At 47.7% G+C, this 17,506-nt stretch carries 13 protein-coding genes and 2 pseudogenes; 6 read left to right on the top strand and 9 right to left on the bottom strand.

Annotated elements, in window-relative coordinates:
• Positions 1–88 precede the first annotated feature (88 nt).
• Positions 89–580: a YajQ family cyclic di-GMP-binding protein gene (locus tag AYY17_RS15935; RefSeq protein ID WP_067425214.1), complete on the top strand. Its 492-nt coding sequence runs from the start codon at positions 89–91 to the stop codon at positions 578–580.
• A 40-nt stretch (positions 581–620) separates the two neighbouring features.
• On the opposite strand, the pseudogene AYY17_RS15930 reads toward AYY17_RS15935, so the two are convergent.
• The 9 genes and pseudogenes from AYY17_RS15930 to AYY17_RS15890 all read right to left on the bottom strand — a co-directional run bounded on the left by AYY17_RS15930 (position 621) and on the right by AYY17_RS15890 (position 10,438).
• Positions 621–1,981 (bottom strand): annotated as a pseudogene (locus tag AYY17_RS15930) (MFS transporter).
• A gap of 108 nt (positions 1,982–2,089) precedes the next feature.
• A complete protein-coding gene (cyoE, locus tag AYY17_RS15925) occupies positions 2,090–2,974 on the bottom strand; it encodes a heme o synthase (RefSeq protein WP_067425211.1) in 885 nt (294 codons plus the stop codon).
• A gap of 11 nt (positions 2,975–2,985) precedes the next feature.
• Entirely contained in the window at positions 2,986–3,318 is a 333-nt protein-coding gene (locus tag AYY17_RS15920) for a cytochrome o ubiquinol oxidase subunit IV (protein ID WP_067425208.1), read from the bottom strand.
• Positions 3,318–3,932 (bottom strand): cytochrome o ubiquinol oxidase subunit III, encoded by a 615-nt coding sequence (locus AYY17_RS15915; protein ID WP_067425204.1) that lies wholly within the window; start codon positions 3,930–3,932, stop codon positions 3,318–3,320. Before AYY17_RS15915 ends, AYY17_RS15920 begins: the two co-directional genes overlap by 1 nt.
• Positions 3,922–5,913 carry a cytochrome o ubiquinol oxidase subunit I gene (cyoB, locus tag AYY17_RS15910; protein WP_067425200.1) on the bottom strand — a complete coding sequence of 664 codons (1,992 nt, stop codon included), beginning with the start codon at positions 5,911–5,913 and terminating at the stop codon, positions 3,922–3,924. Before cyoB ends, AYY17_RS15915 begins: the two co-directional genes overlap by 11 nt.
• A 3-nt stretch (positions 5,914–5,916) precedes the next feature.
• Entirely contained in the window at positions 5,917–6,870 is a 954-nt protein-coding gene (cyoA, locus tag AYY17_RS15905; RefSeq protein ID WP_067425197.1) for a cytochrome o ubiquinol oxidase subunit II, read from the bottom strand.
• A gap of 363 nt (positions 6,871–7,233) precedes the next feature.
• Positions 7,234–7,992, bottom strand: a complete 759-nt coding sequence (locus tag AYY17_RS15900; RefSeq protein WP_067399036.1) for a nucleoside-specific channel-forming Tsx family protein — start codon at positions 7,990–7,992, stop codon at positions 7,234–7,236.
• 240 nt (positions 7,993–8,232) lie between these two features.
• The gene (gene ampG / locus AYY17_RS15895) at positions 8,233–9,720 is read right to left on the bottom strand and encodes a muropeptide MFS transporter AmpG (protein WP_067425194.1); all 1,488 of its coding nucleotides are present in this window, start codon (positions 9,718–9,720) and stop codon (positions 8,233–8,235) included.
• Between the two features lie 136 nt (positions 9,721–9,856).
• Entirely contained in the window at positions 9,857–10,438 is a 582-nt protein-coding gene (locus AYY17_RS15890; RefSeq protein WP_067425191.1) for a YajG family lipoprotein, read from the bottom strand.
• 178 nt (positions 10,439–10,616) lie between these two features.
• Between AYY17_RS15890 and bolA the strand changes: the two genes are divergently transcribed.
• The 5 genes and pseudogenes from bolA (at position 10,617) to lon (ending at position 17,353) form a co-directional block, all read left to right on the top strand.
• Positions 10,617–10,946 carry a transcriptional regulator BolA gene (gene bolA / locus AYY17_RS15885; RefSeq protein ID WP_067425188.1) on the top strand — a complete coding sequence of 110 codons (330 nt, stop codon included), beginning with the start codon at positions 10,617–10,619 and terminating at the stop codon, positions 10,944–10,946.
• A 271-nt stretch (positions 10,947–11,217) separates the two neighbouring features.
• Positions 11,218–12,527, top strand: a pseudogene (gene tig, locus AYY17_RS15880) (trigger factor).
• 263 nt (positions 12,528–12,790) lie between these two features.
• Positions 12,791–13,411 carry an ATP-dependent Clp endopeptidase proteolytic subunit ClpP gene (gene clpP, locus AYY17_RS15875; RefSeq protein WP_067369821.1) on the top strand — a complete coding sequence of 207 codons (621 nt, stop codon included), beginning with the start codon at positions 12,791–12,793 and terminating at the stop codon, positions 13,409–13,411.
• 109 nt (positions 13,412–13,520) lie between these two features.
• A complete protein-coding gene (gene clpX, locus AYY17_RS15870) occupies positions 13,521–14,801 on the top strand; it encodes an ATP-dependent protease ATP-binding subunit ClpX (protein WP_067399029.1) in 1,281 nt (426 codons plus the stop codon).
• A 194-nt stretch (positions 14,802–14,995) separates the two neighbouring features.
• Complete coding sequence (gene lon / locus AYY17_RS15865; RefSeq protein ID WP_067425185.1) at positions 14,996–17,353, top strand: endopeptidase La; 2,358 nt, start codon at positions 14,996–14,998, stop codon at positions 17,351–17,353.
• Positions 17,354–17,506: the final 153 nt, after the last annotated feature.

The raw sequence follows: 17,506 nt of genomic DNA, 5'->3' as shown, positions 1-17,506 counted from the left end.
TTAGTAAATACAGCGGAAAATATAGTGCTTTTGTTGGTTTGATAAACCCGGTATTATGCCGGTCAGTTGAATATAGGGAGATCATACAATGCCATCATTTGATATTGTTTCTGAAGTTGAATTACATGAAGTGCGTAACGCCGTGGAAAATGCGCAGCGTGAAGTGACCAGCCGCTTTGATTTTCGTAATGTGAGCGCCACAATTGAACTCAATGAAAAAAATAACAGTGTTAAAGTGACCAGTGAGTCCGATTTCCAGGTTAACCAATTGATTGATATCGTTCGTGAAAAACTGGCGAAACGCGGAATTGAAGGTGCGTCTCTGACGGTTCCGGATGAATTGGAACACAGCGGAAAAATGTACAGTGTGGAAGCCACATTGTTACAGGGTATTGATACCGCGCTGGCGAAAAAAATCGTCAAACTGATTAAAGACAGTAAGCTGAAAGTTCAGACGCAGATTCAGGGCGAAGAAGTCCGTGTTACGGGGAAAGCCCGTGATGATTTGCAGGCTGTTATGGCGCTGGTGCGCGGTGGAAAATTGGGACAACCGTTCCAGTTTAAAAATTTCCGCGATTAAGTATTGCCCGGCAACCCGTTTACAGGTTGCCGGTTTTTGATTATCCCTGCAGCACAGCTTCGAGCTGGCTGCGGTTTGACAGTTTTGTATCTGTCTTGATATACGCCGCCCGTTCCTCTTCAATAATCACCACATCACTGACCCCCGGCTGCCCGCGCAATATATCTGCGATTAATTGATAATTAATATTATTTTGGGATAAATCCAGACGAATACTGCTGACATACGGCGGTTGGCGCAGTGTCATGCTGACTGCCAGCCAGATAAGTGTCAGGACAAGCCCGCCGCCGAATACGGCGAATGCACCGTTTATGTTATACAGTAATCCGCCGAGGCTGCCGCCGAGCGCAACGCCGAGAAACTGGCTGGTGGAGTAAATTCCCATTGCCGTGCCTTTATATCCGGCGGGGGCTTCTTTACTGATAAGGGACGGTAAAATAGCTTCCATCACATTGAATGCAATAAAGAAAATTTGCAACCCGAGGTACAGTAACCAGAGGTTTTTTCCTGCCAGCAAAAAGGTGACTTCTGCCAGCATCATCATCACGACACAACAGATAAACACCTGTTTCATTTTCCGGTATTTTTCTGCGTAAATAATGAACGGCAGAACGGAAACAAAGGCAATCAGCATGGTATAGAGATAGGCTTTCCAGTGTAATCCACGATCAAGTCCTGCATCGCTCATGACCAGCGGAAGAGCGACAAAGGTTGCCATCAGCAGAGTATGGAGTGCGAGAATCCCGAAATTCAGCCGTGTAAGTTGCTTATCAAATAAGACCCGTTTTAGTGCACCTTTAACAATGGCCGTTTCGCGGTTTTTCCGGTGCTCCGGGTTATCCGGCACAACATACAATGTGACGATTATGGCAAGAAACGCGAGCAGGGCAATTCCCTGAAATAATCCGCTCAGACCAACAATATTCGCGAGAATCGGTCCCAGAACCAGTGCGATTGCAAAGGTGATACCAATACTTATCCCGATGAATGCCATCGCTTTTGTGCGGTTTTGCTCGCGGGTAACATCAGAAAGAAGCGCCATGACAGCTGCAGAAATGGCGCCCGCGCTTGCAGGGCACGACCAACAATGATGCCGTAAATGGAATCACTGAATGCGGCAACGAGGCTGCCGGCGATAAAAATAATCAATCCGGCGATTATCAGCGGCTTTCTGCCGATTCTGTCGGAGAGCAGACCGAAAGGAATTTGAAAGATAGCCTGAGTCAGACCATAAACACCAATAGCAAAGCCTGTCAGAGTGCTGGTGGCATCTTTAAGATCAAGACCGAAGGTGGTGATAACGGGGAGAACCATGAACATGCCGAGCATGCGCAAAGAAAATACCGAGCCTAACCCCCAGGTCGCGCGACGTTCGGACGGGGTCATTTTATTATCGTTCATGGAGTAACCTCAAAAAGACAGACACCACATTCTAATGAGATTTGCGGTTTTTGCTAAACACAAAATGGCAGGGAAGCCCTGCCATTTTGTTATTACAGAGGACAAATATTACCGGACGTAAGCCAGCAGGGTGTCATTAGCGACGCCCGGATCCACTGACATCATAACGCTGAGTGATGTAATAGCGACAATGGAGAATACGAACAGCTTACGTGCCCACAGGCGATCGTTAGTTGTTTTATAGCCCGACAGTGCCATTCCCAGCCACCATACACTGACTGCCGCCGCGACAATCAGGTATTTATATCCCGCGTAACCACTGATAGCGAGCATCAGAGTGGCAAACATAAAGGCGATGATGTACAGGATAATGTGGTTTTTCGCCACAGAGATACCTTTAATCACCGGCAATACAGGGATATTGGCCGCCTGGTAATCTTTGAACCGGAAAATGGCAATCGCATACGAATGCGGCATCTGCCATAAACTGAAGATTAACAACAGGATAAGCGCACCGGTATCAAACTGCCCCGTCACTGCACAGTAACCGATAACCGGCGGAGCGGCACCGGACAAGCTACCGACCAGCGTACCGTAAACAGATTTGCGTTTCATATAGAGGCTGTAAACCCCGACATAAATGACAAACCCGACCACTGCAATCAGCATAGCAACCGCGTTGGCAGCAACCAAAAGCAGCACCATACCGGCAATACCCAGTACAGAGGCATATACCAGACTGACTTTAGGGTCAATCAGCCCCCTGACCAGAGGGCGGTTTTTGGTGCGTTCCATGACAGAATCAATGTCGCGGTCAATATAATTGTTAAATACACAACCGGATGCCACGACCAGCGAAACACCGAGCAATGTTGCCATGAACAGAGGGTAATCAATATCGCCTTTGGAGGCGAGCAGGAATCCCCCTATCACGGAAATCAGGTTTCCGAAAATAATTCCGGGCTTGGTGACTTGCAGGTATTGCTTAATCATATCGGCAACCTTTAATCAACCATCATATTGATGTTCAGGTTGTACATAATCCACAGTGAACCAATTACCACGATACCGATAATGAGGAGTGTGAACAGGAACGCAATCAGGTTCCAACGCTCTTCAGAGGCGGTATTCATGTGTAAGAAGCACACCAGGTGAACCAAAATCTGTACAACGGCGCTAATGACGACGGTCGCCAGAATCACGGATGGTGATGCTGTGCCCTCGATAACCATGTAAAACGGCACAACTGTCAGAATGACGGACAGAATAAAGCCAATCAGATAAGTTTTTACACTACCGTGGCTTGCACCGGTATTTGCTGTATTTGAATGACTCATTACAGTGCCCCCAACAGATAAACAACGGTGAACACACAAATCCATACGACGTCCAGGAAGTGCCAGAACAGGCTCAGGCAGCTCAGACGCGTCTTGTTCACTTCTGTGAGTCCGCGGCGGCTGTTCTGGATAATCATGATAATAATCCAGATAAGACCTGCAGTGACGTGAAGTCCGTGTGTCGCAACCAGGGTAAAGAAGCCGGAGAGGAAGCCGCTGCGATCCGGACCATAACCCTCACTGATTAATTCATGGAATTCATAAATTTCCATTGCCACGAAGCCGAGGCCGAGCAGGAAAGTAACGAATAACCACGAATTAACCTGACTGACCTTGTTACGGTTCATCGCCAGCATGGCAAAACCATAGGTAATACTGCTGAATAACAGCAGGAAGGTTTCAACCAGAACGAACGGCAGGTTAAAGATCTCCTTGCCGGACGGGCCGCCCGCAGTACCGTCTTTCAGTACCACGTAGATGGCGAAAAGACTCGCAAACAGAATAAGGTCACTCATCAGGTAGATCCAGAATCCGAAGACTTTGGTCGCGCCTGCATCGTGATGCCCATGATCATCATGGGCGTTATTATGTTGAGTCAGGGTATTAGTTGACATTATCCGCACCTGCCTTGCTCAGTTGTTCGTAGTGGGCGTTCTCGATTTCTTCGACTTCCGCCACAGGAACATAGTAATCCACATCTTCATCGAAGCTTTTTGCAATCCAGGTCACGATCATACCGGCGAAACCGACAATCGCGAGCCACCAGATATGCCAGATCATGGCGAAACCAAAGATCAGGCTGAAACCGGCGATAATCACACCTGCTGCCGTGTTTTTCGGCATATGAACTTCTTCATATTTTGCAGGGCGTTTGTAAGCGGTACCTTTTTCTTTCATGTCCCACCATTCATCACGGGACTGAACATCCGGTACTTGCGCGAAGTTATAGAACGGCGGTGGTGAAGATGTTGCCCACTCCAGTGTACGTCCGCCCCACGGGTCGCCGGTCAGGTCACGGTTCTGGTGACGGTCACGGATACTGACGTAGAACTGAATAACCTGGCACAGAATACCGACACCGATAATCGCCACACCGACAGCGGCAATAACCAGCATAGTATGGAATACCGGGTCAATGTTCTGGCTGATACGACGGGTCATTCCCATAAAGCCCAGCACGTAAACCGGCATAAAGGCAACGAAGAAACCGATGAACCAGCACCAGAATGCGCGAACACCCCATTTTTCATTCAGCGTGAAACCGAAAGCTTTAGGGAACCAGTAAGCAGTACCTGCAAAGCACCCGAAGACCACACCGCCGATAATTACGTTATGGAAGTGCGCAATCAGGAACAGGCTGTTATGAAGAACAAAGTTCGCGCCAGGCACCGCCAGCAGAACCCCGGTCATACCACCGACTGAGAAGGTGATAATGAAGCCGATAGTCCAGAGCATCGGTGTTTTCAGCTCAATACGGCCCTGATACATGGTGAACAGCCAGTTAAATATCTTCACGCCTGTCGGAATGGAGATAATCATCGTGGCAATACCAAAGAAGGCATTGACGTTTGCACCGGAACCCATGGTGAAGAAGTGATGCAGCCAGACGATAAAAGAAAGCACGGTAATCGCGATGGTTGCCCACACCAGAGAGGTGTAGCCGAACAGTCGTTTTTTCGAGAATGTCGCAGTGACTTCAGAGAAGACCCCGAATACCGGCAGAACCAGGATATACACTTCCGGATGGCCCCATGCCCATACCAGGTTGATGTACATCATCATGTTGCCGCCCATATCATTGGTAAAGAAATGGGTGCCCATGTAACGGTCAAGCGTCAGGCCGGTTAAAGTGACAGTCAGAATAGGGAATGCTGCGATAATCAGGATGTTGGTACAGAATGCCGCCCAGGTAAAGACCGGCATTTTCATCATCGACATACCCGGTGCGCGCATACGCAATACAGTGGCAAAGAAGTTAACCCCGGTCAGCAATGTACCGATACCGGAAATCTGAAGACTCCACAGCCAGTAATCAACCCCGACACCCGGATTATATTCAAGCCCGGATAATGGCGGATAAGCCAGCCAGCCGGTTTGTGCGAATTCACCGACACCCAGTGAAATATTCACTAACAGGACGCCGACGACAAAGAACCAGAAACTCAGGGAGTTCAGGAACGGGAAGGCAACATCACGCGCGCCAATCTGCAGCGGCACAACCAGGTTCATCAGACCGACAACAAATGGCGTTGCCACGAAGAAGATCATGATGACGCCGTGAGCGGTAAAGATTTGGTCGTAATGCTCAGGCGGAAGGAACCCGGCTTCACCGGCGGAAGAGAGTGCCTGTTGGGCACGCATCATAATGGCATCCGCGAAACCACGGATTAACATCACCAGTGACACAATGATGTACATAATACCAATTTTTTTATGGTCAACAGTTGTTAACCATCCGGTCCATAACCACGCCCATTTACGGAAGTAGGTGATTAAACCGAGGACTGCAAGGCCACCTAAGATGATACCGAGCAGCGTCACAACGACAATCGGTTCATGCAGGGGAACTGCATCCAGTGTTAATTTTCCGAACATGCTTTACCCCTTATTTCCGGTATGAGTTGCCACAGGCGTATGGCTGCTGTGTTCATCTGCACTCATATCCATCATTGAATGGCTTTCGCCTTCCTGCATTTTTGCGCTGCCATGACCGGCGTGACCAAATTTGTTAATGGTATCCACAAACAGATTTGGCTTGACGGTTGAGAAGTAGGCGACCGGGTTATTAACACTCGGTTTTGCTAATGCATTGAACGCGTCAGTGGTGTTCAGGGTATCCGGCGAGGCTTTCACTTTGGCGACCCATTCATCAAAGGCTTCACGTGTCGGGGTGGCGGTTGCGGTAAATTTCATGTCAGAGAAGCCATGACCGCTGTAACTCGCGGAAATTCCTTTATACACACCCGGTTCATCAGCAATGAGATGCAGTTTGGTTTGCATGCCGGCCATTGCGTAAATCTGACCGCCTAACTGCGGAATGAAAAATGAATTCATTACAGAGTCAGAAGTGATTTTGAAATTAACGGGAACACTGACCGGGAATGCAATCTCATTCACAGTGGCAATGCCTTGATCCGGATAGATAAACAACCATTTCCAATCCATAGAAATAACCTGAATAGTGACAGGTTCCTGATCACTGACCAGCGGTTTGTAAGGATCCAGTTCGTGGGTGGTTTTCCATGTAATTGTTCCCAGAATCAGAATGATAATGATTGGAACAGTCCAGACGACAAGTTCAATTTTGTTTGAATGCGCCCAGTTAGGACGGTAAGTTGCTTTTTTTGCTTCCCGGTAGCGCATGGCAAAAACGATTGTCATGATAATGACCGGAATGACCACAATAAGCATCAGACCAATTGCAGTTAAAATCAGCGTTTTCTGCTGTGCTCCGATAGTGCCTTTTGGATCCATCAACACCATATCGCACCCGCCTGATAAAAGCGTGGCTGCGAGCAGCATGACTATCCCGATACTCTTTTTGTAGTTCATAAGCTCATCCAACGACCCCAAAAATAAAGGTGCTCAGTACTATTGTCGTTTCATCAGTCCGCACATATTACGGCAAGGTAGGATTAGTGTAAATATATGTAATAGAATTACACCAATTGTTGGCTCTTTATGTTAAAAGGATCACAAGTGGGTAATTCTTTGTGTAAAAGTAAAATAAAAACCTTACTTTTAACAAACAAGCGACAAGTTGATGTTTAAGCTTAGATTAGGGAATGTAATACCGAAAGGAGATAACACTAATTATTACACTTTATATGACAGATTAGTGAAAATTTTCTATTCAGAAACAAGTTATTAGTAAGAATACGGGGGCTTTTGCCCCCTGTGGTCTGAAAATGTGATCTAGAAGTTATATTTAATACTATAAACTATTGCCTGCTGATAGAAATCTTCACCTAATTTATTATCAGCATAGCGGTACTGGATACCGGTTGTGACAGACGGAACAGGTGTCCACCATAAGGCGAGCGCTCCATTGATACCATTTCGTCCGCCATTGCCGTAACGTTCATTACGGTTAAATTCCATCTCATGCCAGTTGGTGACACTGAATTTTTCATTCCACAGATTGAAATCATATCCGGCAACCCAGCCAAGCACATAGCCGTTGTTACCGCTGTAAAACGTTTGATCAACATAGTGGAGTGCCGCGAATGGCTTGAGCCATAAACCGTGGAAATCGGTGTTGTACCCGATCCCGTACAGGGTATTTACTTCATGGAAGTTACCGCCGTTTCCCGGCAGGGAATAGGTGCCGTAAACGTGTCCGTAGGCGTTAAAACCGCTGTCACCCAGGTAGAAGCGACCCGTGGTTTTGAAGGTGTAGCGTTGATTATCACCGGCGTCAGAATCTGTTTTGCTGTTAAACGCATTTTCCAGATCGAAGAAACCGTAAAGCTCACCCCAGGAGTAGCCGGCACCGCCTTCAAGTTCCAGGTAAGCAAAGTCGTCTTTATGTGAACTGTTTCCGCTTTTATGCGTTGTGTGCTCAGTCCAGTCCAGATAGTTCATACTGACGTTTGCAAATCCCCATTGATACTCACCCTGCGCAGAAAACGCGGTTGTTGCAGCGATGATGGCTGCAATAGTCGTTTTTTTCATAATTTGTCAGCTATTTATTTTGTAGTTAAAGAGTTAAGAGGCCAGAAATAACAATGGCGAATATAGGGTGAAGGAAGGAAAAGGAAAATATGGAACGTGATGTATTTGTGGTTTTGAATGTAATTTTAAGAAATAAATTATATTAAATGTGATCAGCATCTAAAAGATAACAATAAAAAAGCCAGTTTAAACTGGCTTTATAAACTTTTGATTGAATTTTTTCCGGTACTGGTAACAGCGTCAGGTCAGCTTATCCCGGCGAAGTGCGCAATAATCAAGCAGCCCGCCCAGGAATAAACCGGCAATCCCGATATTCAGTCCGTAAATGAAAATGTCACCTTTCAGTGTGTCGGGAATGAATTCAGGGGTGAGACCGAACGCGCCGGTAAGCAGCAGGATCAGGCTTGCTGTAAACAGGGCGGCGGTGATCCCGAGTAATGAGAGCGCCAGACGGTAACCGGCCCGGAAATGGCGCCGGGGCAGAAATTGTTCTGTTTCCTGGGTATAGCGCAGCGTCTGCCTGCATAGCAGCAGTAACAGCAATCCCGGAACGGCGGCAACAACGGTAAACATATAGAACCAGCTCCAGCCGTAGAACTCAACCATCCATCCGGCGAATGGCCCGGTATACACGCGCCCGACGGCTGAGAGCGCAGATAACAGCGCAAACTGTGTTGCTGAGAATGACCGGTTACACAGCGTCATCAGCAGTGCGACAAAGGCTGCCGTTCCCATCCCGCCACAAATGTTTTCGATGAATACAACGCCACCCATCATATAAATATTTTGTGGTGTAACAGTCAGTACCCAATAGCCGAGATTCGAGAATCCCTGAATTATTCCGAAGAACATCAGTGATTTAAACAGACTCCAGCGCTGCATCAGATAACCGCCGTACAGTGCGCCGATAATCGTTGCTGCCAGCCCCAGGGTTTTATTGATAAGCCCGACTTCGTCAGGACCGAACCCGGCACCACGGATCAAAAATGGTGTACTGAGTGTTAATGCAAATGCATCTCCCATTTTATAGAGGACGATCAGCAGTAACAGCAGCCAGGTATTATTACGGCCAAAAAACTCAGCCAGAGGATCACGGACGGCTTCCCGCAGTGTCCGTGGCGGCGGCGCATCTGTTACGGGCTCTTTTGCCATCAGGGTGGCAAATACACCGACAAGCATGATTGCAGCCATCAGCAGATACATATTCTGCCAGCCGGTATAGCGGTGTGCTATCAGCAGCGCAAGCCCGCCGGAAACCAGCATCGCCAGCCGGTAACCTAATGTTGATATCGCAGCCCCGGTACCACGCTCTTTTGCAGAAAGCAGATCCGTTTTATAGGCATCAAAAATAATGTCCTGCGATGCAGAACAAAACGCGACAACAGCGGCAGCGGCAGCCAGCCACCAGAGGTGCTCCGATGGCTTCATCATGCTCATTGCAATAATGCTGATGATCAACAGGATTTGTGTGGTCAGCATCCAGCCGCGGCGACGTCCGAGAAACGGCAGCTGGTAGCGATCCATAAAGGGCGCCCACAAAAATTTAAAGACATACGCCTGGCTGACCAGCGAAAAAAAACCGATGGTTTTAATATCGACATTTTCCACTGTTATCCAGGCCTGGAGTGTTCCGCCGGTCAGTGCCAGCGGCAACCCGGAAGCAAACCCGAGCAGTAAAAGAATACGGGCATTCCGCTGACTGTAAGTCGCCCAAATACTCCGGAACATTATTATCCTTACGTATCACCGGCGGTGACACTCTTTGTTATTAAAAGAAAAGCGATATGTATCAAAAGAAAAACACGATAGGCAGAAAAACAACCGGGCAGCCCTGTACCTGAAAGTGCAGGGCTGTCCGGACAAATTAATAGCGGGCGTTTTGTTTGATGAACTGGCTGATTTGTGTGTCCTGAGCCATGTCGGCAACAATATCACTGAGTGCGCGGTTAAAGGCATCCGTCACTTTTTCATTGCTGGCGCTGAACGGTCCCTGCACATTATAGCTGGTGCGGAATGTTCTGCTTTTTGTACTGTTATTTTGCGCGGTGGCGAGTACGGTAACCTCAATGTTAGCGGTAATGTTATGGCGGACACTGCCTTCCTGAACATTCGCTTTAAAGGTATTTATCGCTATCTGAACATTTGCCGCCGCCGGAGTGCCAATCATGAACCCACGTGCAACCATTTGTTTTTCCAGAGCTTCCTGCATAAGGAAACGCAGGTCGCGTGACGGACGTAACTGTGCCAGCTGCCCGTTACGGCTGAATTCAGCCAGTGTCTGAGATGAACGGTTATCGACACCGGTAATGGAAATAGTTATCGCGCCGAGTGTTGGATCCGCCGGTGGTAATTTCATCACGGGCTCGATGGATAAGGTGTTCGACGGTGCCTGACAACCAGCTAATAATATCAGCGCGAACAGCGGAAAGAGGTATTTTTTCAACATAATATGAATCCGTTATAAGTTGTTGAAGTCAGTCACAGCACCGGATTGTCGTCGGCGGTGTGCGTGTTCAGATTAACGCATGATGATAATCGGCTTTATCGCGGATTGGTATGGATTTTGATAAAAAACTCACTACACTGGGCATTCCCCGCAAGCATACATTGACCTGAGGATAGTTATGTCGGCATCATTCCCTGCTGTGATGCAGCAACGTATCACTGAAAAACTGAATTTGGCACTGACGCCTCATCATATAGATGTGATGAATGAAAGCGGTCAGCATAATGTCCCTGCCGGATCTGAAACTCACTTTAAAGTGGTGGTGGTCAGTGATATTTTTGATGGTATGCGCCTGGTCGGGCGTCACCGCCATATCTATACACTGTTGGCCGATGAGCTTTCAGGCGGGGTTCACGCCCTGGCACTTCATACTTACACGCCGGATGAGTGGAACCGGGCTCAGGGAAGTGTGGAGGCATCGCCGCGTTGTCATGGCGGCGGTCAGTGAGTCGCGGATTGTGCAAAAAACCGGCTCATCGCACAAATTTTGATATAAAAAGAATGAATTTAAGGCTCTTTTGCCTGCGCTCCTCGACGCGGAGTGTCAGCATCGCTATAATGTCGCGTCTGAAATTCCGTATGGTTTCGGGACGCTTCTGAATATAAGGGAACTCGGTTTTTAAATGCGACCACCCCGGTTCATTATCGTTTCACGCGGGCAAAGTGCCGTGCGTGGGATCTGGAGTTGACCGAGCAATAGACTTTTTTGAGGTAATAAGATGCAAGTTTCTGTTGAAACGACTGAAGGCCTTGGGCGTCGTGTATTAATCACCGTTCCTGCCGCCGAAATTGACAAAGCAGTAAATAAAGAATTAGCTGAAATCGCCAAGAAAGCACGTATTGACGGCTTCCGTAAAGGTAAAGTGCCACAGAACATCATCAAGCAGCGTTATGGCGCGATGGCTGTTCAGGATGCACTCAGCGAGATTATGTCACGTAATTTCGTCAGCGCTATCATCGAGAACAAAATCAATCCTGTCGGCGCACCGGACTACAAAGTAGACGAGCCGTATCAGGATGGTCAGGACTTCAAATATACTGTTGAATTTGAAGTGTTCCCTGAAGTTGAGCTGACAGGTCTGGAAACAATCGAAGTTGAAAAACCGGTTGTTACCGTCAAAGATGCTGACATCGATGGCATGGTTGAAACTCTGCGCAAGCAGCAGGCTGAATGGAAAGTGATTGAAGATGCAGCGAAAGCTGACGATCGCATCACTATCGATTTCGCAGGTACTGTTGACGGCGAAGCGTTCGACGGTGGTAAATCCTCTGATTTCGTTCTGGTCATGGGTCAGAACCGTATGATTCCGGGCTTTGAAGACGGTGTTGTCGGTCATAAAGCCGGTGAAGAATTCGAAATCGATGTGACTTTCCCTGAAGATTACCACGCTGAAAACCTGAAAGGGAAAGCAGCGAAGTTCGCTATCACACTGAAAAAAGTGGAAGAGCGCGAACTGCCGGAAATGACTGAAGAGTTTATTAAACGCTTCGGTATCGGCGACGGTTCTCTGGATGGTCTGAAAGCAGAAATCCGTAAAAACATGGAACGCGAGCTGAAAAATGCTGTGCGCAACCGTGTTAAAACTCAGGTTATCGACGGTCTGCTGAAAGCAAACGAAATCGATGTACCGAAAGCAGCTGTTGATACTGAAATCGAAGAGCTGCGTAAGCAGGCAGCACAGCGTTTCGGTGGTTCAGAGCAACAGGCGATGGAACTGCCGCGTGAACTGTTCGAAGAACAGGCTAAACGCCGCGTGAAAGTTGGCCTGCTGTTAGGCGAAGTCATCTCTCTAACGAACTGAAAGCCGAAGACGATCGCGTTAACATGCTGATTGAAGAAATGGCTTCTGCGTATGAAGATCCGTCAGAAGTTGTAGAATACTACAACAAAAACAATCAGATGATGGAAGGTATCCGCAATCTGGCACTGGAAGAGCAGGCAATTGAAACTGTTCTGGCGAAAGCGAAAGTGACTGATAAAGAAACCGGCTTTACTGAACTGATGAACCAGGTTCAGGCAGCAGGTTAATCCTCTCTCTGTGAACAGCTCTTTGCTGTTTATCTGATCAAAACCGCAGACAATATGCATTGTCTGCGGTTTTTTCGTTATATATGACAATTTTCCTTGAAAAAAGCCGGGGTTATCCCCCATATTTGCCATATCAGGTAATTGCCGGGCGGGATATGCTGATTATATGGCCGAATCACCGATAGCACATGGTCATCTTACCGGATCTCAAGTAAAATAGTCCCATTCGGCAGGCACCAATAAAATTCAATCAGGAGATGGACATGTCATATCACGACAATCAGGATACTTTCGCACCCAACATGGCGCTGGTGCCAATGGTTATCGAGCAGACAGCACGCGGTGAACGCTCCTATGATATCTATTCACGCTTATTAAAAGACCGTATTATCTTTTTAACCGGTCAGGTTGAAGATCATATGGCAAACCTGGTCGTGGCACAATTACTCTTCCTGGAAGCTGAAAACCCGGAAAAAGACATCAGTCTTTACATTAACTCACCGGGTGGGGTTATTACCGCCGGGATGTCAATTTATGACACCATGCAGTTTATCAAACCACAGGTCAGCACAATTTGTGTGGGCCAGGCCTGCTCCATGGGCTCTTTCTTACTGACGGCGGGTGAGCCCGGCAAACGTTATTGCCTGCCTAACTCTCGGGTCATGATCCACCAGCCGCTGGGTGGCTATCAGGGACAGGCAACGGATATTGAAATTCATGCTCAGGAAATTCTGAAAGTGAAAGCGCGCATGAATGAATTATTGGCTCATCACACCGGTAAATCCGTTGAGGAAATTCAGCGTGATACCGAGCGTGATCGCTTCCTGTCTGCTAAAGAAGCACAGGAATACGGCCTGGTTGACCATATTTACACACGCCGGTAACAAGTAACACAGGCGTTGCCCGTATCCTGCCACAGGCAGGGTACTGCGGTGTCGTGACATTTTTTGCGGCTCATGATGATGAGCTGTACTGATTAAGTGAGGTTTACTGATGACAGACAAACGCAAAGACGGTTCAGGAAAGCTGCTGTACTGCTCTTTCTGCGGGAAAAGTCAGCATGAGGTTAAGAAACTGATTGCCGGCCCGTCAGTGTATATCTGTGACGAATGCGTTGATTTATGCAATGACATTATTCGTGAAGAAATTAAAGACCTGATCCCGGCACAGCGCAGTGATCGCAATGAACTGCCGACACCTCATGAAATTCGTCAGCACCTTGATGACTATGTTATTGGTCAGGAACTGGCGAAAAAAGTACTGGCGGTTGCGGTATACAATCACTACAAACGTTTACGCAACGGCGATAAAACAGCGGAAGGCGTAGAACTGGGCAAAAGTAATATTCTGCTTATCGGACCAACCGGCAGCGGTAAAACATTACTGGCAGAAACCCTGGCGCGTTATCTGGATGTTCCGTTTACCATGGCGGACGCCACCACACTGACCGAAGCCGGTTATGTGGGCGAAGATGTTGAAAATATCATTCAGAAGCTTTTACAGAAATGCGACTATGATGTAGAGAAAGCTCAGCGCGGTATCGTGTATATTGATGAAATTGATAAGATTTCACGTAAATCTGATAATCCGTCAATTACCCGTGATGTATCCGGCGAAGGTGTTCAGCAGGCGTTGCTGAAACTGGTCGAAGGGACTATCGCCGCAGTGCCGCCGCAGGGTGGACGTAAGCATCCTCAGCAGGAATTTTTGCAGGTTGATACCTCAAAAATTCTGTTTATCTGTGGCGGGGCATTTGCCGGTCTTGATAAAGTGGTGGGACAGCGTCTGAATACCCGTTCAGGTATCGGTTTCGGTGCCGAAGTGCGTGGCGATAAAGATAAAGCAACGGAAGGTGAATTACTGGCACAAGTGGAGCCGGGTGACCTGATTAAATTTGGTCTGATCCCTGAATTCATTGGTCGTCTGCCGGTAGTGGCTACACTCGGTGAGCTGAATGAAGACGCATTGATCCAGATTTTACAGGAACCAAAAAACGCGTTAACGAAACAGTATCAGGCACTTTTTAATATTGAAAATGTCGAACTGGAGTTCCGCCGTGAAGCCCTGGTTGCTATCGCAGAAAAAGCGATGAAACGTAAAACAGGTGCCCGTGGTCTGCGCTCTATCGTTGAAGCGGCATTACTGAATACGATGTACGATCTGCCTTCAATGGAAAACGTTGAAAAAGTCGTTATCGATGAAAATGTGATCACGAATCAAACTGAACCTTTGCTGATTTACCGTAAACCTGAAGCACAGGTTTCCGGCGAGTAACGAAAAGTTAGTGAATTTGTTATCAATATTATAAAAATGAGGGAATTTTCCCTCATTTCGCTTTTCTTACTAAATAAAGTATTGAATGTAAGAAATGCATCCCCATATATTGATCATTCTATGGAGTGGAACCTGTAAAAAACGTGTTTCACGACGTTCCTAACAAGGCGTAAGCTAAACGAAGAGAGTGCTCTATGAATCCTGAGCGTGCTGAACGCATTGAAATCCCGGTACTGCCTTTACGCGATGTGGTGGTTTATCCCCACATGGTTATTCCTTTATTTGTCGGGCGCGAAAAATCCATCCACTGTCTGGAAACAGCCATGGATATGGATAAGAAAGTGCTGTTAGTCGCCCAGAAAGAAGCGTCAACGGACGAACCGGGCGTCAATGATTTATTCTCAGTCGGGACAGTCGCATCGGTATTACAGATGCTGAAACTGCCGGACGGCACTGTGAAAGTGCTGGTGGAAGGTCTGCAACGTGCGCATATCAAAACATTAAGCGACAACGGTGATTTCTTCTCAGCCCAGGCTGAGCTGATGGAATCGCCGGTTGTGGACGAGCGTGAACAGGAAGTCCTGTTACGCACAGCGACCAATCAGTTTGAAGGTTACATCAAACTGAATAAAAAAATTCCGCCGGAAGTCCTGACTTCTTTACACAGTATCGAGGATGTCGCCAAACTGGCAGACACTATTGCCTCCCACATGACATTGAAATTACAGGATAAACAATCTGTATTAGAAATGCCTGATGTGGTTGAGCGCCTCGAGTATCTGATGGCGATGATGGAATCGGAAATCGACCTGTTACAGGTGGAAAAACGTATCCGTAACCGCGTCAAAAAACAGATGGAAAAAAGCCAGCGCGAGTACTATCTCAACGAGCAGATGAAAGCTATCCAGAAAGAGCTGGGTGAGATGGACGACGCACCGGATGAAGCTGAAGCGCTGAAACGTAAGATTGAAGAAGCGCAGATGCCGAAAGAGGCAAAAGAAAAAGCCGAAGCCGAGCTGCAAAAACTGAAAATGATGTCCCCGATGTCTGCGGAAGCAACCGTTGTCCGCAGTTATATTGACTGGATGATTCAGGTTCCGTGGGTTAAGCGCAGCAAAGTTAAAAAAGATCTGCGCAAAGCGCAGGAAATTCTCGATAGCGACCATTATGGTCTGGATCGGGTTAAAGAGCGCATCCTTGAATACCTCGCGGTCCAAAGCCGTGTCAGTAAAATTAAAGGGCCGATCCTGTGTCTGGTCGGGCCGCCGGGGGTGGGTAAAACCTCTCTGGGGCAATCTATTGCCCGCGCAACCGGACGTAAATATGTCCGTATGGCGCTGGGCGGCGTGCGTGATGAAGCGGAAATTCGTGGTCACCGCCGTACTTATATCGGCTCTATGCCGGGTAAATTAATCCAGAAAATGGCAAAAGTAGGCGTAAAAAACCCGCTGTTCCTGCTGGATGAGATCGATAAAATGTCATCTGACATGCGCGGTGATCCTGCGTCAGCACTGCTTGAGGTGTTGGATCCGGAACAAAATATCGCGTTTAACGATCACTACCTGGAAGTGGATTACGATCTGTCTGATGTTATGTTTGTGGCAACATCGAACTCGATGAACATTCCTGCGCCGTTACTGGATCGTATGGAAGTTATCCGTTTGTCCGGTTATACGGAAGATGAAAAGCTCAATATCGCGATTCAACATCTTCTGCCTAAACAGACAGAACGCAACGCGCTGAAGAAAACAGAACTGACTATCGATGACAGTGCGATCTTAGGTATCATCCGTTATTACACCCGTGAAGCGGGCGTGCGCGGACTGGAGCGTGAAATCTCCAAACTGTGCCGTAAAGCCGTGAAACAGCTGTTAATGGATAAAACACTCAAGCACATCGAAATTAACCAGGACAACCTGAAAGAGTACCTGGGTGTGCAGAAAGTGGACTACGGACGTGCTGATACTGAAAACCGTGTGGGTCAGGTTACCGGTCTTGCGTGGACAGAAGTCGGCGGGGATCTGCTGACTATCGAAACCGCAGCGGTTCCGGGTAAAGGGAAGCTCTCTTATACCGGTTCACTGGGTGAAGTCATGCAGGAGTCTATCCAGGCGGCATTAACCGTTGTCCGCGCCCGCGCTGATAAATTAGGGATCAACAACGATTTCTATGAAAAACGTGATATTCACGTCCACGTTCCTGAAGGGGCAACCCCGAAAGACGGGCCGAGTGCCGGTGTTGCCATGTGTACCGCGCTGGTCTCTGCGCTGACGGGCAATCCTGTCCGTGCGGATGTGGCGATGACAGGGGAAATCACTCTGCGTGGTCTGGTGTTACCTATCGGCGGGCTGAAAGAGAAATTGCTGGCAGCACATCGCGGCGGAATTAAAACAGTCCTCATACCGGAAGAAAACCGCCGTGACCTGGAAGAGATTCCGGATAATGTAAAAGCGGATCTGGATATTCATCCGGTTAAAACAATAGATGAAGTTCTTTCACTTGCATTGTTAAATCCTGTTTCAGGTATGGAAGTTGTAAGTAAGAATGCGTAACAAATAGTGACCTGCATCAAGAAATAAAGATAAATTGAGGGCTGACAGATACTTTCGGACTTGTCAGCCTTTTTTTATCCCGCTAATTTAGCGAACATTCTTACGAAACTTGCGCAGTTTACAATCTTGCCAAGACGAGTAAGGCTTGATATA

Origin of the sequence: Morganella psychrotolerans (assembly GCF_001676055.1) — a bacterium.
GTDB lineage: Bacteria > Pseudomonadota > Gammaproteobacteria > Enterobacterales > Enterobacteriaceae > Morganella > Morganella psychrotolerans_B.
Note: the sequence above shows the minus strand (reverse complement) of the source record. Positions and strands in the feature narration are given on the sequence as shown.

Excerpts from the sequence above, each read along its gene's own strand:
- AYY17_RS15935 (WP_067425214.1), top strand. The coding sequence starts at position 89 with ATGCCATCATTTGATATTGTTTCTGAAGTTGAATTACATGAAGTGCGT.
- cyoE (WP_067425211.1), bottom strand. The coding sequence starts at position 2,974 with ATGATTAAGCAATACCTGCAAGTCACCAAGCCCGGAATTATTTTCGGA.
- AYY17_RS15920 (WP_067425208.1), bottom strand. The coding sequence starts at position 3,318 with ATGAGTCATTCAAATACAGCAAATACCGGTGCAAGCCACGGTAGTGTA.
- AYY17_RS15915 (WP_067425204.1), bottom strand. The coding sequence starts at position 3,932 with ATGTCAACTAATACCCTGACTCAACATAATAACGCCCATGATGATCAT.
- cyoB (WP_067425200.1), bottom strand. The coding sequence starts at position 5,913 with ATGTTCGGAAAATTAACACTGGATGCAGTTCCCCTGCATGAACCGATT.
- cyoA (WP_067425197.1), bottom strand. The coding sequence starts at position 6,870 with ATGAACTACAAAAAGAGTATCGGGATAGTCATGCTGCTCGCAGCCACG.
- AYY17_RS15900 (WP_067399036.1), bottom strand. The coding sequence starts at position 7,992 with ATGAAAAAAACGACTATTGCAGCCATCATCGCTGCAACAACCGCGTTT.
- ampG (WP_067425194.1), bottom strand. The coding sequence starts at position 9,720 with ATGTTCCGGAGTATTTGGGCGACTTACAGTCAGCGGAATGCCCGTATT.
- AYY17_RS15890 (WP_067425191.1), bottom strand. The coding sequence starts at position 10,438 with ATGTTGAAAAAATACCTCTTTCCGCTGTTCGCGCTGATATTATTAGCT.
- bolA (WP_067425188.1), top strand. The coding sequence starts at position 10,617 with ATGTCGGCATCATTCCCTGCTGTGATGCAGCAACGTATCACTGAAAAA.
- clpP (WP_067369821.1), top strand. The coding sequence starts at position 12,791 with ATGTCATATCACGACAATCAGGATACTTTCGCACCCAACATGGCGCTG.
- clpX (WP_067399029.1), top strand. The coding sequence starts at position 13,521 with ATGACAGACAAACGCAAAGACGGTTCAGGAAAGCTGCTGTACTGCTCT.
- lon (WP_067425185.1), top strand. The coding sequence starts at position 14,996 with ATGAATCCTGAGCGTGCTGAACGCATTGAAATCCCGGTACTGCCTTTA.